This is a genomic window from Micromonospora sp. NPDC051196, assembly GCF_040682415.1.
Lineage (GTDB): Bacteria > Actinomycetota > Actinomycetes > Mycobacteriales > Micromonosporaceae > Micromonospora.
Window position 1 is genome coordinate 983,373 of record NZ_JBFBAY010000001.1, and the last position, 17,725, is coordinate 1,001,097.

General features: G+C 72.4%; 17 protein-coding genes and 1 riboswitch. Of the genes, 13 read left to right on the forward strand and 4 right to left on the reverse strand.

Features of this window, described 5'->3' with window-relative positions; translation table 11 throughout:
- The first annotated feature begins 17 nt into the window (after positions 1-17).
- The 5 genes from AB0M35_RS04535 to AB0M35_RS04555 all read left to right on the forward strand — a co-directional run bounded on the left by AB0M35_RS04535 (position 18) and on the right by AB0M35_RS04555 (position 5,645).
- Positions 18-578 carry a DUF2752 domain-containing protein gene (locus AB0M35_RS04535; protein WP_363741936.1) on the forward strand — a complete coding sequence of 187 codons (561 nt, stop codon included), beginning with the start codon at positions 18-20 and terminating at the stop codon, positions 576-578.
- A 218-nt stretch (positions 579-796) separates the two neighbouring features.
- Positions 797-1,540 (forward strand): FAD-dependent thymidylate synthase, encoded by a 744-nt coding sequence (thyX, locus tag AB0M35_RS04540; protein ID WP_363741939.1) that lies wholly within the window; start codon positions 797-799, stop codon positions 1,538-1,540.
- A gap of 179 nt (positions 1,541-1,719) precedes the next feature.
- On the forward strand, positions 1,720-2,646 hold the full coding sequence (dapA, locus tag AB0M35_RS04545) for a 4-hydroxy-tetrahydrodipicolinate synthase (protein WP_363741300.1): 927 nt from the start codon (positions 1,720-1,722) through the stop codon (positions 2,644-2,646).
- A 52-nt stretch (positions 2,647-2,698) separates the two neighbouring features.
- Positions 2,699-4,390 (forward strand): ribonuclease J, encoded by a 1,692-nt coding sequence (locus AB0M35_RS04550; RefSeq protein WP_363741302.1) that lies wholly within the window; start codon positions 2,699-2,701, stop codon positions 4,388-4,390.
- Between the two features lie 70 nt (positions 4,391-4,460).
- Positions 4,461-5,645: a S1 family peptidase gene (locus AB0M35_RS04555; protein WP_363741304.1), complete on the forward strand. Its 1,185-nt coding sequence runs from the start codon at positions 4,461-4,463 to the stop codon at positions 5,643-5,645.
- A 61-nt stretch (positions 5,646-5,706) separates the two neighbouring features.
- On the opposite strand, the gene AB0M35_RS04560 is transcribed toward AB0M35_RS04555, so the two are convergent.
- Positions 5,707-7,464 carry a YbjN domain-containing protein gene (locus AB0M35_RS04560; RefSeq protein WP_363741306.1) on the reverse strand — a complete coding sequence of 586 codons (1,758 nt, stop codon included), beginning with the start codon at positions 7,462-7,464 and terminating at the stop codon, positions 5,707-5,709.
- A 35-nt stretch (positions 7,465-7,499) separates the two neighbouring features.
- A complete protein-coding gene (locus tag AB0M35_RS04565) occupies positions 7,500-7,982 on the reverse strand; it encodes a YbjN domain-containing protein (protein WP_363741308.1) in 483 nt (160 codons plus the stop codon).
- Positions 7,983-8,088: 106 nt separating this feature from the next.
- Here AB0M35_RS04565 and AB0M35_RS04570 point away from each other — a divergent pair, with 106 nt between their 5' ends.
- Positions 8,089-10,533 (forward strand): DNA translocase FtsK, encoded by a 2,445-nt coding sequence (locus AB0M35_RS04570; protein ID WP_363741311.1) that lies wholly within the window; start codon positions 8,089-8,091, stop codon positions 10,531-10,533.
- 126 nt (positions 10,534-10,659) lie between these two features.
- On the opposite strand, the gene AB0M35_RS04575 is transcribed toward AB0M35_RS04570, so the two are convergent.
- Together AB0M35_RS04575 and AB0M35_RS04580 are read right to left on the reverse strand one after the other, a co-directional pair.
- Positions 10,660-10,887, reverse strand: a complete 228-nt coding sequence (locus tag AB0M35_RS04575; protein ID WP_363741314.1) for a hypothetical protein — start codon at positions 10,885-10,887, stop codon at positions 10,660-10,662.
- A gap of 79 nt (positions 10,888-10,966) precedes the next feature.
- Positions 10,967-11,281 (reverse strand): SMR family transporter, encoded by a 315-nt coding sequence (locus tag AB0M35_RS04580; protein ID WP_363741317.1) that lies wholly within the window; start codon positions 11,279-11,281, stop codon positions 10,967-10,969.
- 58 nt (positions 11,282-11,339) lie between these two features.
- Positions 11,340-11,404: riboswitch (guanidine-III (ykkC-III) riboswitch) on the reverse strand.
- A 94-nt stretch (positions 11,405-11,498) separates the two neighbouring features.
- On the opposite strand from AB0M35_RS04580, the gene AB0M35_RS04585 reads away from it, so the two are divergent.
- From AB0M35_RS04585 to AB0M35_RS04615, 7 genes are all read left to right on the forward strand, one after another.
- Complete coding sequence (locus AB0M35_RS04585; protein WP_363741320.1) at positions 11,499-12,428, forward strand: ornithine cyclodeaminase family protein; 930 nt, start codon at positions 11,499-11,501, stop codon at positions 12,426-12,428.
- Between the two features lie 71 nt (positions 12,429-12,499).
- Positions 12,500-13,978: a 30S ribosomal protein S12 methylthiotransferase RimO gene (rimO, locus tag AB0M35_RS04590; RefSeq protein ID WP_363741323.1), complete on the forward strand. Its 1,479-nt coding sequence runs from the start codon at positions 12,500-12,502 to the stop codon at positions 13,976-13,978.
- Positions 13,979-14,031: 53 nt separating this feature from the next.
- Positions 14,032-14,625: a CDP-diacylglycerol--glycerol-3-phosphate 3-phosphatidyltransferase gene (gene pgsA / locus AB0M35_RS04595; RefSeq protein WP_363741325.1), complete on the forward strand. Its 594-nt coding sequence runs from the start codon at positions 14,032-14,034 to the stop codon at positions 14,623-14,625.
- A gap of 138 nt (positions 14,626-14,763) precedes the next feature.
- Positions 14,764-15,291, forward strand: a complete 528-nt coding sequence (locus AB0M35_RS04600; RefSeq protein WP_363741942.1) for a CinA family protein — start codon at positions 14,764-14,766, stop codon at positions 15,289-15,291.
- 125 nt (positions 15,292-15,416) lie between these two features.
- Positions 15,417-15,869 carry a helix-turn-helix transcriptional regulator gene (locus AB0M35_RS04605; protein WP_363741328.1) on the forward strand — a complete coding sequence of 151 codons (453 nt, stop codon included), beginning with the start codon at positions 15,417-15,419 and terminating at the stop codon, positions 15,867-15,869.
- Between the two features lie 195 nt (positions 15,870-16,064).
- Complete coding sequence (locus AB0M35_RS04610; RefSeq protein ID WP_363741331.1) at positions 16,065-16,928, forward strand: PspA/IM30 family protein; 864 nt, start codon at positions 16,065-16,067, stop codon at positions 16,926-16,928.
- A 22-nt stretch (positions 16,929-16,950) separates the two neighbouring features.
- Positions 16,951-17,721: a hypothetical protein gene (locus AB0M35_RS04615; RefSeq protein ID WP_363741333.1), complete on the forward strand. Its 771-nt coding sequence runs from the start codon at positions 16,951-16,953 to the stop codon at positions 17,719-17,721.
- The last annotated feature ends 4 nt before the right edge of the window (positions 17,722-17,725 follow it).

Below are 17,725 nucleotides of genomic sequence, written 5' to 3' on the forward strand. Positions count from 1 at the left end.
GGGCTTGGTCGGGTGGTGTGGGACCGGACGGGGCTTGGTCGGGTGGTGCCGGGCCGGGCGCCGGAGTGCCGGGCGGTGCCGGGCCGGGCGGGTGGCCAGCCGGTTACCAGGGCGGCTATCCGGTGGCCGAGTCGGATCGGCTCACCCGGTTCGTGGCGCGGCTCTATGACCGTACGCCGCGTTGGGTGGTGCCGTTGGCCGCGCTTGGCTGCGTGGCTGCCGGCGTCGGCTACACGTTGCTCAGCGACCCCACCCGGTCCGCGCCGGACGCCCTGCCGAGCTGCCTGCTGAAGATGACCACCGGGCTGGACTGTCCGGGCTGCGGGGGCACCCGCGCCCTGTGGTACGTGTTGCACGCCGACCTGCCCGCCGCTGCCCGGCACCACTTCCTCTTCGTGTTCGCGCTGCCGTTCCTGGCGTACTTCTTCGTCGCCTGGGCCGGCAAGCAGGCGTTCGGTTGGCGGCTGCCCGAGCTGCGCGTCGGCCCGAAGATGGTCGGTGCCTTCCTGGCCGTCTGGATGGCCTTCTCCGTAGCCCGCAACCTCCCCTGGCCCCCCTTCACCACCCTCTACGTCTAACCCACCCCCCCACCACCCACACCCCACCCCCACCCCAGTGCGTCGATCTTGCACTTTCTGTCGGGGTAAAAGTGGTCAAGGCGTGCATTTCGCCGACCGAAAGTGCAAGATCGGCGAGGTGGGGGCGGGGTGGGGGCTGGGTGAGGGCGGGGTGGGGGCGGGGTGGGGGCGCGCTGGAGAGCGGGGCGGGGTGGGGTTAGAGTCGCGGAATGCCGGAGATGGTGCAGCCCCAGGTCAGGCTGATCGCGTGGACTCATTTCGACCCGCCGCAGGACGTGCCGTGGTCGACGGACGCCGACGGGGGGCAGGCGCTCGCGGAGTTCGCCGGTCGGGCCTGTTACCAGAGCTGGAAGAAGCCGAACCCGGCCACCGCCACCAACGCCGGTTACCTGGCGCACATTCTGGAGGTCGGTCATCTCTCCGTGCTGGAGCACGGGTCGGTCAGTTTCTACTTCACCGGGGTGTCCCGCTCGTTCACCCACGAGTTGATCCGGCACCGGCACTTCTCGTACTCCCAGCTGTCCCAGCGGTACGTGCCGGAGCGGGACGCCGCGATGGTCGAGCCGAAGGTGATCGCCGAGGACCCGGAGCTGCACAAGCGGTTCGTCGAGGCCGCGGAGGCGAGCGTACGCGCGTACAACGAGCTGTTGGAGGGGCTGGAGCGGCACTTCGTCGACGAGCCCAACCCGACGCTTCGGCGCAAGCAGGCTCGCCAGGCGGCCCGCGCTGTGCTGCCGAACGCCACCGAGACCCGCATCGTGGTGACCGGCAACTACCGTGCGTGGCGGCACTTCATCGCGATGCGGGCCACCGAGCACGCCGACGTGGAGATTCGTGAGCTGGCGGTGGAGTGCCTGCGGCAGTTGCAGCAGGTTGCTCCGAACGTTTTCGCCGACTTCGTCATCTCGACCCTGCCCGACGGCACCGAGGTCGCGGCGAGCCCGCTCGCCGAGCAGTCCTGAGCGGGCGCCAGGCTGCCCGTCGGGCAGTCGTCAGTGAGCGCGAGTCCGCTCGCCGAGCAGTCCTAAGCTAGGCGGGGCTGCCCGTCGAGCCGTCCTGGGCGGGCCGGGGGGCTGCCCGCCCAGGGGGCATGCCACCCTTCCCCGGCAGCCCTCCATCCGCTGTCCGATAGGTTGTCACCATGACGCACGACCACGTTGACGCCCCGGCACGGGCGGTGTCCCGCCCCTTTGGACGAGTGATCACGGCCATGGTGACCCCGTTCACCGCTGAGGGCGCGCTCGACCTGGACGGCGCCGCGCGGCTGGCGAACCATCTCGTCGCGAAGCAGGGCAACGACGCCCTGGTGATCAACGGCACTACCGGCGAGTCGCCGACCACCACCGATGCCGAGAAGGAACAGCTCATCCGCACCGTGGTGGAGACCGTGGGGGACCGGGCGCGGGTGCTGGCCGGAGTCGGCACCAACGACACCCGGCACACCATCGAGCTGGCCGCCTCGGCCGAGAAGGCCGGTGCGCACGGACTGCTGGTGGTCACCCCGTACTACAACAAGCCGCCCCAGGCTGGTCTGCTGCGGCACTTCACCGCGGTGGCCGACGCCACCGGGCTGCCGGTGATGTTGTACGACATTCCGCACCGCTCCGGCGTGCCGATCGAGACCGAAACCCTGGTCCGGCTCGCCGAGCACGGCCGCATCGTGGCGGTGAAGGACGCCAAGGGCGACCTGACCGCTACCAGTTGGGTGACCAGCCGCACGGATCTGGCGTACTACAGTGGCGAGGACTCGCTCACGTTGCCCGCGTTGGCCGTCGGTGCGGTCGGCGTGGTCGGCACCTCGACGCACTTCACCGGCGCGGAGACCAAGCAGATGATCGAGGCGTACGACGCGGGAGACATGTCGACCGCGTTGACCCTGCACCGTCGGCTGCTGCCGCTGTTCACGGGGATCTTCCGTACTCAGGGCACGATCCTGGTCAAGGCCGGTCTGACCGTGCAGGGCCTGCCTGCCGGTCCGGTCCGGTCGCCGCTGGTGGACGCCACCGAGGACCAGGTGGCTCAGCTGCGCGCCGACTGCGCGGCAGCGGGCCTGCCACTTCCCGAATGATCAAACGAACGGACGGACGCCGGGTGACGGCGTCGCAGAATGAGGTGAACGCGTGACCGAGGCGCACAACGAGGAGGTTCAACTTCCCCCGCCGCTGCCGGAGGGCGGATTGCGGATCGTCCCGCTCGGTGGGCTCGGCGCCATCGGTCGGAACATGACCGTCTTCGAGTACGACGGGAAGTTGCTCGTCGTCGACTGTGGGGTGCTCTTTCCGGACGTGGAGCAGCCCGGCGTCGACCTGATCCTGCCCGACTTCGGGCCCATCCTCGACCGGCTCGACGACATCCAGGCGATCGTGCTGACCCACGGCCACGAGGATCACATCGGCGCCGTGCCGTACCTGCTCGCCCACAAGGCCGACATCCCGCTGGTCGGCTCGCAGTTCACCCTGGCGCTGGTCGAGGCGAAGCTGGCCGAGCGGCGGATCCAGCCGTACACGTTGACCGTGCGCGAGGGCGGCCGGGAGCGGCTCGGCCCGTTCGAGTGTGAGTTCTTCGCCGTCAACCACTCGATCCCGGACGCGCTCGCGGTGGCCATCCGTACGCCGGCCGGGTTGGTGCTGCACACCGGCGACTTCAAGATGGACCAGCTTCCGCTGGACGGCCGGATCACCGACCTGGCCGGCTTCGCGCGGCTCGGAGCCGAGGGCGTGGACCTGCTGCTGTCGGACTCCACCAACGCGGAGATCCCCGGCTTCGTCACTCCCGAGCGGGAGATCGGCCCGGTCCTCGACTCGATCTTCGCAAAGGCGCGGGGCCGGATCATCGTCGCCTCGTTCGCCTCGCACGTGCATCGGGTGCAGCAGGTCTTCGACTCGGCGGTCGAGCACGGCCGCAAGGTCGCCCTGATCGGCCGGTCGATGGTGCGCAACATGGGCATCGCCCGCGACCTGGGCCTGCTGAACATCCCGCCCGGCCTGGTCGTCGGTCTGGACGAGGCGACCTCGATGCCGCCCGAGCAGATCGTGTTGATGTCCACCGGCTCGCAGGGGGAGCCGATGAGCGCCCTGGGCCGGATGGCCAGCGGCGACCACCGGCACATCACCATCGCCCCCGGCGACACCGTGGTGCTCGCGTCCTCGCTGGTGCCCGGCAACGAGACCTCGGTTTACCGGGTGATCAACCGCCTGGCCCGCGCCGGTGCCGTGGTGGTGCACAAGGACGTGGCCAAGGTGCACGTCTCCGGCCACGCCCCGGCCGGTGAGCTGCTCTACCTGCTCAACGTCGTACGCCCGAGCAACCTGATGCCGGTGCACGGCGAGTGGCGGCACCTGCGGGCGCACGCGCGACTGGGCATCGAATCCGGCGTCGCGCCCGACCGGGTCGTGCTCTGCGAGGACGGCGACGTGGTCGACCTGGTCGAGGGCCGCGCCAGCCTGGTCGGGCGGGTCAAGAGTCGGTACGTCTACGTCGATGGCCTGGCCGTCGGCGACGTCAGCGAGTCACTGCTCACCGAGCGCCGCATCCTCGGCGACGGCGGGTTCATCGCCGCCACCGTCGTGGTCGACTCGGTGACCGGCAAGGTGGTCGCCGGTCCCACCGTCTCCGCCAAGGGCTTCTCGGAGGACGCGGCGGCGTTCAACGCGGTGATCCCACTGGTGACCGAGGCGCTCAACCGGGCCGCGGCGGACGGGATCACCGATCCGCACCAGCTCCAGCAGATCGTCCGCCGGACGGTGGGCCGCTGGGTCAACGACGCCTACCGGCGCCGGCCGATGATCGTGCCCACCGTCGTCGAGGTCTGAACCGTTCGGACGTTTTGCCCGTACTCCGACCCGGCAGGCGTGCCCGCGCCCGCCGGGAGGAGCGTGGCGGATGGACCGCAGAAGATTGACAGCCATCGGCGTCGTGGTGGCCGCGGTGGGCGCGGCGGCGGCGGTGACCCTGCCGTCGTTCGCCGGTGACGGTGGCGCGCCGCCCAGCGCGCCGACCGGCCAGGCGGTGGAGGGCGCCGACCCGGAGGTGGTCGAGGCGATGCGCCGGGATCTGGGGCTGGACCGGTCCCAGGTGGCGGCCCGGCTGAAGACCGAACGCTGGGCGACCGGTGTGGTCGACCAACTCCGGGCGGAGCTCGGCGCGGACTACGGCGGCAGCTGGCTCAGCGCCGACGGCAGCCAGCTGAACGTGGCGGTCGCCGACCCGGCCGAGGCGGCTCGGGTCCGGGCCACCGGGGCGGTCCCCAAGGTGGTCGAGCGTGGGGTCGGGCAGCTCGACGCGCTCAAGACCAGGATGGATCGCAGCGCCGCCCGCGCCCAGCAGGTCTCCGGCTGGTACGTCGACGTGTCCTCGAACAGCGTCGTGGTGCTCGCCCAGCCGGGTGCCGAGGCGGCCGGTTGGCGTTTCGTCGCCCGCGCCGGGGTTCCTCGCCAGGCGGTCCGGATGGCCACCGAGGAACAGCCGCGACTCTTCGCCGACGTGCGTGGCGGCGAGCCGTTCTTCGTCGGCAGTGGACGCTGCTCGGTCGGCTTCGCGGTGGTCGGCGGCTATGTCACCGCCGGACACTGCGGCCGGGTTGGTGCCCGCACCTCCGGGCCGGACGGAGAGTTGCAGGGTGTCTTCCGGGCTTCTTCCTTCCCCGGCGACGACTGGGCCTTCGTGCAGGTGAACAGCAACACCAGGGTGTTGCCCGAGGTGACCGACTTCCGGGGCGGCGTCGCCCGGGTCGCCGGTTCGCGGGAGGTGGCCGCAGGTTCGTCGATCTGCCGGTCCGGCTCCACCACCGGGGTCCGCTGCGGCATCGTGCAGGCACGCAATGCCACCGTGCGCTACCCGGAAGGGCTGGTCAGCGGCCTGGTACGGACCAACGTGTGCGCCGAACCCGGTGACTCCGGCGGCTCGTGGATCTCGGGCAACCAGGCGCAGGGCGTCACCTCCGGCGGCTCGGGTGACTGCGTACGTGGTGGCACGACGTTCTACCAGCCGGTCAACGAGATCCTGCAACGCAACAACCTGACCCTGATCACCACGCAGAACTTCCGCGCCCTGAGCGGCCAACGCTGATCGGTCGGGCCCGGCCGCCGTGGATCGGCCGGGCCCACCGACCGATCCGTCGGCGGCCGGGTCAGGGAAGGGCGGCGACTGCCTCGGCGTACGCGACGCCGGTCCGTACCGCCGCGTCGACCAGGACCGTGACCTGGGCCGGGGCCACCCCGTACGCCAGGTCTGTGGCCACCTCACCGGCCAACACCAGCGCACCGTCACCGGGATCGTGCACGTACGCCTTGGGGAGCAGCCGGTCACGGTTCCAGCCGTTGCAGAACGCGTACGCCTCGGCTCGCCGGGTTGCCGGCAGTCGACGGTCGGCGACCACCCGCGCGTGCAGGACGTCGCCGCGTTCCCCGGCCCGCCGGAACTGGATCACCGCGTCGCCCCAGCGCCCGAGCACCGTCCCGGTGCTGTCGAGGGCGTACCCGTCGCCGCGCCGGTCCAGCGCGGCAGTGATCATCGCCACGGACAGCGCGCCCAACTCCTCCTCCACCGGCGTCCCGCTGCCGCCCGCCATCCCGTCGAGCGTTCCGTCGTCGTGCCAGGACTCGCCGGCGTGTGAGGACTCGCCGGCGTGTGAGGACTCGTCGTGCCAGGACTCGGCGGGCTCGTCGTCGGGCAGTGGCACCGGTGGGGCCAGTGGTCGCTCGGCCAGCCAGGCGGCCATCCGGCCGGACTGGTGCCCGGTGCCGTTGCGGGCGTCGAAGCTGCCGGCCAGCTCGGTGGCGACGGCGAGCAGATCGGCGCCGAGGGTGGCCACCGCAACCGTTGCGGCGGGCCGTCCCTGGTAGGCCGGTCGGCGTACCGTCCGGTCGCGGCGTTCCTCGGCGGCCAGGGCGCAGACCAGCGCGCCCGCCGCAGCGAACTCCATCACGGCCAGGTCCTCGTGTGGTTGGTCCAGGCGGGGCAACTGCTCGACGATGATCTCCAGACCACGGTCGAGGTGACCGCCGAGCGCGCAGTAACGCAGGTGCGTGGCGAGATGGCCGAACCCGTCCGGCGCGACCCGGTGTCGGCGGTACGCCCGTACATGCGTCTGCGCCGCCCGCTGCGTCGCCCCCGCCCGCAACCAGGGCAGCAGCGCACCCGTCAGGGCAGCCTCGGGCTGGGCGGTGCACCGGAGCGGGCCGTCGAGCAACGGCTCGACGGCGGCCAGCGCCTCGGCCCAGTCGCCCCAGCCGGCGAGCAGCTCGGCCTGGCGTACCGGCAGGCAGTCGGGACAACCGGCGGCCGGGTCCGGGCCGGCGGCCTGCCAACGCCGCAGCCAGTGCCGGGCTGCGGGTTCGTCGCCGATGTGGTCCGCGATGCGGCAGCGCAGCTGGGCGACGAGGGCCGACCCGTCGCCGCCGGCGCCGGCCGGGTCGGCGAGTCCGGCCACTCCGGCCACTTTGGCCACTTTGGTCCGGGCCGGATCGGTGAGCCCGGCCAGTCCGGTCCGGGCCGGGGCGGCGAGCCCGTCCAGTACGGTCCGGGCCTGGTCGAGGCCGATGCGGGAGGTGCCGAGCAGCGCCTCGACAGCGTACCGCTGGTAGCGGCGTAGCGTCTCGTCGTCCGGCCCGGAGCGAGCCCCGTCGCCGGGGTGCCCCGGCCGCCGGGCCGCGTCGAGGCAGCGCCGGACGGGCTCGAAGAGTCGCCACCGCTGGCCGCTGCGCAGGTGGGCTTCGACCAGTTCGGACCAGGCGCTTGCGGCGGATCCCGGATCCCCGGTGCCCTCGGCGAGGGCGGCGACCCGTTCCAGTTCGGCGATGCGCGCCTCACCGTCCGGCATGTCCCGAGCGTCGGCCAGCAGGTCGGCGGGGTACCGGTCGGAGCGCCCACCGGTCGGCGCCGACATTCGCGGCCGGCTCCGGCCACCGGTGGCCCACCCGCTCACCGGTGCGCCGTCCCCGGGATCCGCCCCACCTCGGCGGCCAGCCGGCAGCCGGTGGCGATGCCCCGGTCGAGCAGCCGGTCCAGCTGATGCGGCGTCACCCCCCGTTCCAGGTCGGTGATGACCTCGCCGCAGACCCGGGCCTGCCCGGCGTCGTCGACGTGGACGAACGCCTTCGGCCAGAATCGGTCCCGGTTCCAGCCGTTGCAGAAGTGGTGCAGCGTCGGTACGACGTCGACCGGGAAGGCGTGCGTGGCGACCGTACGGACCTGAAGCAGCTCTCCCGCGTCGCCGGCACGTAGGAACCAGATGTGCGCCTCGGTCCATCGTCCGACCAGGTTGCCGCCGTCGACGGTCACCGCGTGGCCTCGGTTGGCGAGCACCGCGGCGACCAGGTCGTGGGTCAACGGTCGCAGCGTGGACGGATGCCCGGCCAGCGGGTCGGCCAGACCGTCGTCGAACTCCGTCGACGCCATCGACATCCCTTCGCCAGGCAAATATCACGGCAGGTGGCGGGGACCGCGTTGCGACACGCGGAGCCGGCCTGGAAGACCGGCGTATCGCGGGACCCGACGTTACGGTGATGCTATGGCGGGCCGTACCTCTCAGGCGAGCCGGCGACGCGGCGCGTCGCCGCGTGCTGGCGCGAACAGTCGTGCCCGCCAACCGGCGAAGAAGGCCGCCCCGGCGCGGCGCCGTACCGCGTCGCGGGGCCCCGGCCCGGCCGCCTACGTCGGTCGGGCGATCGGGGCACTGTGGATGGGCCTGGCCCACGGCGCCGGCTGGGCGGTACGCGCCGTCGGCCGGCAGGCCGCCTCGGCCCGCGACCTCGACCCGGAGCACCGCCGCGACGGTGCCGGGCTGTTGATGATCGGCCTCGCACTGCTCAGCGCGGCAGCCCTCTGGTTCTCCGCGGCCGGGCCGGTCGGTGCCCGCCTGGCCGACACGGTCCGGCTCTTCCTCGGCGCCATCTCCGTCGTGGTGCCGGTACTGCTCGGCATCGGTGCCTGGCGGCTGATGCGTCAGCCCGGCGACCCCGAACACCGGGGCCGGGGGTGGATCGGCTGGGGTTCCATGCTGATCGCCACCGCCGCGATGCTGCACATCGGCCAGCAGCCGGGTGACCCGGGTGAACGGGACTTCGCCGGTGGCCTGGTCGGTGCGGGTGTGGGCAGCGTGCTGGAACGGGCGGTCACCGCCTGGGTCGCGGTGCCGCTGCTGATCCTGCTGCTGGTGTTCGGCCTGCTCGTGGTGACCGCGACGCCGATCAACAAGATCCCGGAGCGGCTCGGCCTGCTCGCCGGCAGCGTGATCGGCCAGACCGGGCAGGAGACCGACGAGGCGCCCGCCGCGCCGGCCCGGCGCCGCCCGGCGAAGCGGACCCCACCGCCGGTGGCTCCGGACGACTTCGACGACCTGGACGATGTGGATCTCCAGGAGACCATGGTCCTGCCGCGCAAGGCACCGTCCCGGGTGCCGGCGAGCCGCAAGCCGGCCGAGCCGCCGGAGCACTCGCCCGCGCCGACCCGGGCCGAGCAACTCGCGCTGACCGGCTTGGCCGGCGACTACACCCTGCCACCGGCGAACATGCTCGGCAGCGGGGCCGCGCCGAAGACCCGCAGCAAGGCCAACGACGAGGTGATCGCCGCGCTGACCGGCGTCTTCGAACAGTTCGACGTGGATGCGGCGGTGACCGGCTTCACCCGAGGCCCGACGGTCACCCGCTACGAGGTCGAGTTGGGCCACGGCGTCAAGGTCGAGCGGATCACCCAGCTCTCCCGCAACATCGCGTACGCGGTGAAGTCGCCGGACGTACGCATCCTCAGCCCGATCCCGGGCAAGAGCGCGGTCGGTGTGGAGATCCCGAACACCGACCCGGAGAACGTGGCCCTCGGCGACGTGCTCCGCTCCCGCGCCGCCACCAGCGACCACCATCCGATGGTGGTCGCCCTGGGTAAGGACATCGAGGGTGGCTACGTGGTGGCCAACCTGGCGAAGATGCCGCACATCCTGATCGCGGGAGCCACCGGCGCCGGGAAATCGAGCTGCCTCAATTCCCTGCTGATGTCCATCCTGACCCGGGCCACGCCGGACGAGGTGCGGCTGCTGCTGATCGACCCGAAGCGGGTCGAGATGACCGGCTACGAGGGCATTCCGCACCTGGTCACCCCGATCGTGACCAACGCGAAGAAGGCCGCCGACTCGCTGGAGTGGGTGGTCCGCGAGATGGACATGCGCTACGACGACCTGGCGGCCAACGGCGTCCGGCACATCGACGACTTCAACCGCAAGGTCCGCAACGGTGAGATCAAGGCGCCGCCCGGCAGCGAGCGGGAGATGCGGCCGTACCCGTACCTGCTGGTGATCGTCGACGAGTTGGCCGACCTGATGATGGTCGCGCCGCGCGACGTGGAGGACTCCATCGTCCGGATCACCCAGCTCGCCCGGGCCGCCGGCATCCACCTGGTGCTGGCGACCCAGCGCCCCTCGGTCGACGTGGTGACCGGCCTGATCAAGGCCAACGTGCCGTCCCGGCTGGCGTTCGCCACCTCCTCGCTGGCCGACTCGCGGGTCATCCTCGACCAGCCGGGTGCGGAGAAGTTGCTCGGCCGTGGTGATGGGCTGTTCCTGCCGATGGGCGCCTCGAAGCCGGTCCGCATCCAGGGCGCCTGGGTCACTGAGCGCGAGATCAGCGACGTGGTGAAGTTCTGCAAGGACCAGCGTGAACCGGAGTTCCGCCCGGACGTGCTGGCCCCCGCGCAGGACAGCAAGAAGAAGATCGACGAGGACATCGGCGACGACCTGGACCTGCTGGTGCAGGCGGTCGAGTTGGTGGTCACCTCGCAGTTCGGCTCGACCTCGATGCTCCAGCGCAAGCTGCGGGTCGGCTTCGCCAAGGCCGGCCGCCTGATGGACCTGATGGAGACCCGGGGCGTGGTCGGCCCCTCGGAGGGCTCCAAGGCCCGCGACGTGCTGGTCAAACCGGACGAGTTGGAAGAGGTCCTGGCGGGCCTGCGCGGCGACGAGGACTGACCGCCCGACAGCGACCGACCAGCGGTGAGGACCGTCGACAGCGACTGACCGGGCGGCAGCGACCGACCTGCCGCAGACATGCCTCGGGCCCGCCGCGTGCACGCGGCGGGCCCGAGGTGCAGGTGCTCAGAGCGCGCTGAGGATCAGCATGCTGAGCAGCATGGCGACCACGTTGGCGCCGGCGGCGTACCAGCCGAGCGGCTTGTCGCCGAGCATCGCGCCGACGACGCCGAGGACCAGACCGATGACTCCGAAGAGAATCGGATTGAGCAGCAGCGCGAGAACCGCGCACACGAAGCCCACGATGGTGCAGATGCGGGCGGCGCTGGTCGAACGAACGGTGCTGGTGGCCATGTCTGCCTCCGGATGGTGAGTCTGCGTCTGCCGTCCGGTCTCTACCCACTGGGATGGCTCGTCACGCCCACCCGTACGGTCAGTGGTAGATCTTCAAGCCGACCACCCCGGCGACCACCAGCAGCAGACAGAGGATCCGGGGCAGGCTGGTCGACTCGCCCAGCGCGAACATCCCCACCAGCGCGGTGCCGGTCGCGCCGATGCCGACCCAGACCGCGTACCCGGTGCCGACCGGGATCTCTCGCAGCGCGTACGCCAGTCCGCCCATGCTCAGCACCAGCGTGACCGCGAAGATCGCGGAGGGGAGGGGACGGGTGAAGCCGGCGCTGCGGTCCAGGGCGATCGCCCACGCCGTCTCCAGCAGTCCGGAGAGCACCAGCACGATCCAGGCCATCGGGTCACCTCTTCGCGGTCGCCCGAGCCACCTGGGCGCGGGACGAGTCGGGTCCAGTTACGGGGCGTCTTGGCCTGACCGGGTACGCCCACGACTCGTCCGGGGGGCCACGCGGGCCACCGGGACCGACCGTAGCACCGGCCCGGACGGCCGGCTCGGGTGAGGCCGATCACCTCCGGTGGACCTCAACCTCACTTGACGTTGCACGATTAAGGGCATGACCCTGCTCATCTCCGATCCGGAGGTCGCCGCCGCCCTGGACGCTTCGACCGCCGTGGACGCGATGCGCCAGGCTCTGCTGGCCGCGTACGACGGGCGGCTGGTGGCCCCACCCCGAGCCGCCGCGCCGCTGGGCGGCGGCCGGATGGTGCTCACCGCCGGACACCTGGTCGGCCAGTGGTACGGCTATCGGTCGTACGACACCTTCGGACACCCGGGAACCGAGCAGGTGGTGGTGCTGCACGACGGGCGTACCGGTGCGGTGCGGGCGGTGGCGGTGGGGGAGGAGTTGGGGTCCCGGCGTACCGGTGGGCTGGGCGGGGTCGCGGTGGACGCGCTGGCCCGCCCGGACGCCACCACGCTCGGGGTGATCGGCTCCGGTGGGCAGGCGTGGACGCAGGTCTGGGCTGCCGCCGCCGTACGCCCGCTGCGTGAGGTGACCGTGTTCAGCCGTTCGGTGGCCCGCCGGACCGCGTTCGCCGACCGGGTCCGTGCCGAACTGGGTGTCGAGGCCCGTGCCGTGGACACTGCCCGGGCGGCGGTCCACGACCGCGACGTGGTGGTGCTCGCCACCGCCAGCCCCACCCCGGTGCTGACCGCCGCCGACCTGGCGCCGGGCACCCACGTCAACGCGGTCGGCTTCAAACAGCGTGATCGTGCCGAGTTCGGCCCCGATCTGCTCGACGCCGCCGCTGTGCTGGTCACCGACTCACCGGCGCAGGCCGACGCGTACGTCCCACCGATGCTGGCCGCCGAGGCGCCGTACGCCGCTCGGCTGCGCGACCTGGGCGCGGTGCTGGCCGGCGCGGCACCCGGTCGCACCACCGCGGACCAGCTCTCGGTCTTCTGCTCGGTCGGCCTGGCCGGCACCGAGGTGTTCCTGCTCGACCAGGTGGTCCGGACCCTCGCCCCGGCCGTCCCGAGCTGATCCGCCGCGCCCGACCCGTTGGACGCCGCGCCCGCCCCGCCGGAGCGGGCCCGACGGCCCGGTACCCTCGGATGGTGTCTGCCACCTCTTCTGACGGTCGCCGTGTCGCCCTGCTGACCCTGGGCTGTGCCCGTAACGAGGTCGACTCGGAGGAGTTGGCCGCCCGCCTGCACGCCGACGGCTGGCAGGTGACCACCGACGGCGAGGGCGCCGACGTGGTGGTGGTCAACACCTGCGGTTTCGTGGAGAAGGCCAAGCAGGACTCCATCCAGACGCTGCTGGCCGCCGCCGACACCGGCGCCAAGGTGGTCGCTGCGGGCTGCATGGCCGAACGGTACGGCCGGGAGTTGGCCGACAGCCTGCCCGAGGCCCAGGCGGTGCTCAGCTTCGACGACTACCCGCAGATCGCCGCCCGGCTGGACGCCGTCGTCGAGGGCCGCGAGTTCACCGCGCACACCCCCCGCGACCGCCGTGAGCTGCTGCCGTTGACCCCGGTCGCCCGGCGGGACAGCGCGGTGTCGGTGCCAGGGCACGGCCGGAGTGTCGACATCGACGAGCACACCCCGGCGCACCTGCGCCCGGTGCTGCGTCGCCGGCTCGACAGCGGGCCGGTCGCCTCGCTCAAGCTGGCCAGCGGCTGCGACCGCCGCTGCGCGTTCTGCGCCATCCCCGCCTTCCGTGGCGCCTTCGTTTCCCGTACCCCGGACGAGCTGCTCGCCGAGGCGGAGTGGCTGGCCAAGAGCGGCGTCCGTGAACTTGTCCTGGTCAGCGAGAACTCCACCTCGTACGGCAAGGACCTGGGGGATCCCCGCGCCCTGGAGAAGCTGCTGCCGCAACTCGCCGCGATCGACGGCATCGTCCGGGTGCGGGCCAGCTACCTCCAGCCGGCTGAGACCCGACCCGGCCTGGTCGAGGCGATCGCCACCACGCCGGGCGTCGCGCCCTATTTCGACCTGTCGTTCCAGCACTCCAGCGAGCCCGTGCTGCGCCGGATGCGACGTTTCGGCTCCACCGACCGGTTCCTGGAGCTGCTGGCCTCGGCGCGGGAGTTGGCGCCGCAGGCCGGGGCGCGGAGCAACTTCATCGTCGGGTTCCCCGGCGAGACCCGGGCCGACGTCGACGAACTGGTCCGCTTCCTGACCGACGCCCGGCTCGACGCGATCGGTGTCTTCGACTACAGCGACGAGGACGGCACCGAGGCCGCCGGGCTGCCCGGCAAGGTTTCCGCCGCCACCATCAAGCGTCGGTACGACAAGCTCAGCGCGCTCGCCGACGAGCTGTGCTCGCAGCGCGCCGAGGACCGGCTCGGTACGACGGTCGAGGTGCTGGTCGACTCGATCGACGGGGACGTCGTCGAGGGACGGGCCGCGCACCAGGCGCCGGAGGTGGACGGTTCGACCACCCTCGTCGCGCCCGCCGACGGCGGCGTCGACCTGGCCGCGCTTCGCCCGGGTGACCTGGTCCGGGCCACGGTGACCGGCACCGAGGGCGTGGACCTGCTGGCAGTGCCGGATGAGATGATCTCGGCGGCGCCCGGCGCGACACGGTGACAGCGGGCCGAGACGAGAGGGAACGACAGCATGGGGTGCCCGAGCGTGGGCCGATGACCGGCGCGACCGAGTCGACACCGGCTCCGGTGGCGGCCCAGGTCCCGGTGGTGAACGCCGCCAACGCGCTGACCGCCCTGCGGCTGCTGCTCGTGCCGGTCTTCGCGGCCTCGGTGGTCGTCTCGGGCATGACCCACGCCGGCTGGCAGATCACCGCCTGCCTGATCTTTGCCGTCGCCTCGGCGACGGACCTGGTAGACGGCTGGATCGCCCGCCGGTTCGCGTTGATCACCGCAGTCGGCAAGGTGGCGGACCCGATCGCCGACAAGGCGCTCACCGGCGCTGCTCTGCTGCTGCTGTCCTGGTACGACCGGCTGCCCTGGTGGGTGACCGGGCTCATCCTCGCGCGTGAACTCGGCATCACGGCCCTGCGCTTCTGGGTGATCCGGCGCGGGGTGATCGCGGCCAGCCGTGGCGGCAAGGTCAAGACCGCCCTGCAGATCCTGGCCATCACCTGGTATCTGTGGCCGATGCCGGCCGGGTTGGCCGTGATCGGTCCCTGGATCATGGGTGCGGCGGTCGTGGTGACCGTCGTCACCGGTTTCGACTACATCGCGCAGGCGCTGCGGCTGCGCCGCGCCCGCAGCTGAACCGCGCTGCTCCGGCAGCCGGACCGCACGCTCGACAGCCGGGCCGCTCGCGCAGCTGGAGAACTGCGCCGTGGCGAGTAGAAACCCGTCCGGTCGGGAAGGATGCCAGGCGTGGGTGTGAGAGAAGCCGAAGGATCGATGGGCCGCGCGGCGGCGGGAGTGGTGCACCGCCTGACCGAGCGGCGGGAGACCGTGGCCACCGTCGAGTCGCTGACCGGTGGGCTGCTGGCCGCCACGATCGTGGAGATCGCCGGGGCGAGCGCCGTCTACCGGGGTGGGCTGGTGGTGTACGCGACCGAGCTGAAGGAGTGGCTGGCCGGCGTACCGGCGCGGCTGTTGGCCGAGCGTGGCCCGGTCGACGCCGACGTGGCGGTGGCCCTCGCCGAGGGTGGGCGGCGTCGCTGCGGGGCCGACTGGGGGCTGGCCACCACCGGGGTGGCCGGCCCGGAGCCGCAGGACGGCAAGCCGGTCGGGCTGGTATTCGTCGCGGTCGCCGGTCCGGAGGGCACGCAGGTGCGCCAGCTGAATCTCGACGGTGGGCGCGACCAGATCCGGGGCGCCACGGTGACCGAGGCGTTACGGCTGCTCACCGAGCACACGCAGATTTCTGACGGCGCGGACGCGACGGTCGGCGGCGGCGGTCGGAGCGGCCACGCGGGCCGGTAGCCGGGCGGGGTGGGATGTCGTGGCGGCCCATACCGGGTACGGTTGCGGGAAGGCTCCGTCGATCGGGGCCGGTGCCGCCGCCGGGCCGCACGGTCAGGCGTACTCTGTCCCCCAGGGGAGGTGCGATGGTCCTGCTACGCCGGGTGATCGGTGACGCACTACGGGCGCGCCGGCAGGGGCAGCACCGCACGCTGCGCGAGGTCTCGTCGGCCGCCAACGTCAGCCTGGGTTACCTGTCCGAGATCGAACGCGGCCAGAAGGAACCCTCCAGCGAACTGCTCGCCGCGATCTGCCACGCGCTGGGCGCCCGCCTTTCCGAGTTGTTGCGTGAGGTCAGCGACACCGTCGCGCTGGCCGAGCAGTTGCCGGGCGTGCTCGTGCCCGTGCAGGACGAGCCGACCGAGTCGACGCCGGTCGCCGCAGCGGTGAGCAAGGCGACGGGCCGTGCCGTACGCCAGGTCAGCGCGGACGGCGTCGCCGTCTCGGTGCGACAGGAGTCCCCGCTCAAGGCGACCCTGCGTAGCACCCGTGTCCGGTCCCCCGAGCGCACCGACCGGGATGTGGTCTGCGCCGCCTGAGCGCGGGTGCGCTCGTCGGCGGATGGTCGCGGTGGCGGCTGCCGCGTAGGGTTGATCGCGTACGTCCCCTCGTCGCCGGTACGGATGCCGTGCTGGCGCTCGGCTGGGACGATGGACCCACCATCGCCGGTGGCCGAGCTGGGCCACCCGACATGGGGGCTGGCGCAGCGACGTTACTGAGGGGATACCGCGGAGATGGCGAACCCGTTCGTCAAGGGTTGGAAGTACCTGATGGCGCTCTTCGGCGCCCGTATCGACGAGCACGCCGATCCCAAAGTGCAGCTCCAACAAGCCATCGACGAGGCACACCGGCAGCACCAGGCCCTCGTCCAGCAGGCCGCCGCGGTGATCGGCAACCAGCGCCAGCTGGAGATGAAGCTGTCTCGGCAGATGTCCGACGTCGAGCGGTTGCAGGCCAACGCCCGTCAGGCGCTGGTCCTCGCCGACCAGGCCCGGGCCAAGGGCGACGAGGTCGAGGCCGGGCGCTACGAGCAGTCCGCGCAGACCCTCGCCACCCAGTTGGTCTCCGCCGAGCAGGCCGCAGAGGACCTGAAGACGCTGCACGACCAGGCGCTCGGCGCCGCCGGGCAGGCCCGCCGGGCGGTGGAGAACAATTCCATGATCCTCCAGCAGAAGCTCGCCGAGCGCGCCAAGCTGCTCAGCCAGCTTGAGCAGGCCAAGATGCAGGAGAGCGTGGCCGCCTCGTTGGAGTCGATGTCCGCGCTCACCGCGCCCGGCACGACGCCCAGCCTGGACGAGGTCCGCGACCGCATCGAGCGGCGCTACGCCAACGCCATGGGCCGCGCCGAGCTGGCCAGCAACTCGGCCGAGGGGCGGATGCTGGAAATTCAGAAGGCCACCCTGGACACCGCTGGCACGGCCCGGCTGGACCAGATCCGGGCCAGCATGGCCGGCGAGCAGCTCGGTGCCGGCGCCGAGCGCGGCGCGGTGGGCGGCCCGCAGCCGGCGACCGCGGATCCGGCCGTCGCCCGGCTGGACGAGATCAGGGCAACGATGAACCGGGACCGGGGCACCGGCGACGCCAGCGCCGCCGGCTGAGCGGAGGATCGAGGAGGCGAGGGTGGCAGCAGACGAACGCACCCGGTACTTCCGGCGGCTGGGCAAGCTGCGACGCTCCGCCCGGCGGTGGAGCGTACTGGCCGGTGGGTTCGGCGGCGCGACCGCCATCCTGACTCCGTACGCCGGGATCGGACCGGCCGACGCGGCCTGGGCCGCCGCGGCGGGCGCCAGCATCGCGTTGGCCGCCTGGCGCTGGATCGATCTGCGGGCGCTGGCCGCCCAGCCCGCCCCGCCCGCCCTCGACCCGGCCCAGGCCGCCGCCCGCAGCCGGGCCCGCCTGGTCGCCGCCGTGGAACGACTGCCCGCCGGGGCCGGGGTGGTGGCCGAGGTACGCCGAGCCCGTGCCCGCACCGCACTGCGCGGCACCAGCGCCGCCGAGCCGTGGGAGCGGCTGGACCGGGCTTCCGCCACCATGGCCGGAATGACGGGCCGGCTGACCGGCCTCGCCGAGCCGGCCGTCGCCGAGGCGAGTGCCGCCGAGCTCTCCCTGCGTGAGTTGGCCAACCGGGTCGCCAGTGTGGAGCGCGCCGTCCGCCTCGCCCCGGCCGACGCCAGGCCACCGCTGGCCGAGACGCACCGGGCGCTCACCGGCCAACTGGAGGCCGGTGTGGCGGCGTACGAGCGCCTGGTGGTGGCCGCCGCCGGCTACCTCGCCGAGGAGTACCGCCCCCAACTCGAACACCCGGCCGCCACCCGCCTGACGGAGGCGACGGATCTCCTGCACGGCTTCGCCTCCGCCCTCGCCGAACTACGCCCCCGCCCCACCCCCTGACCAC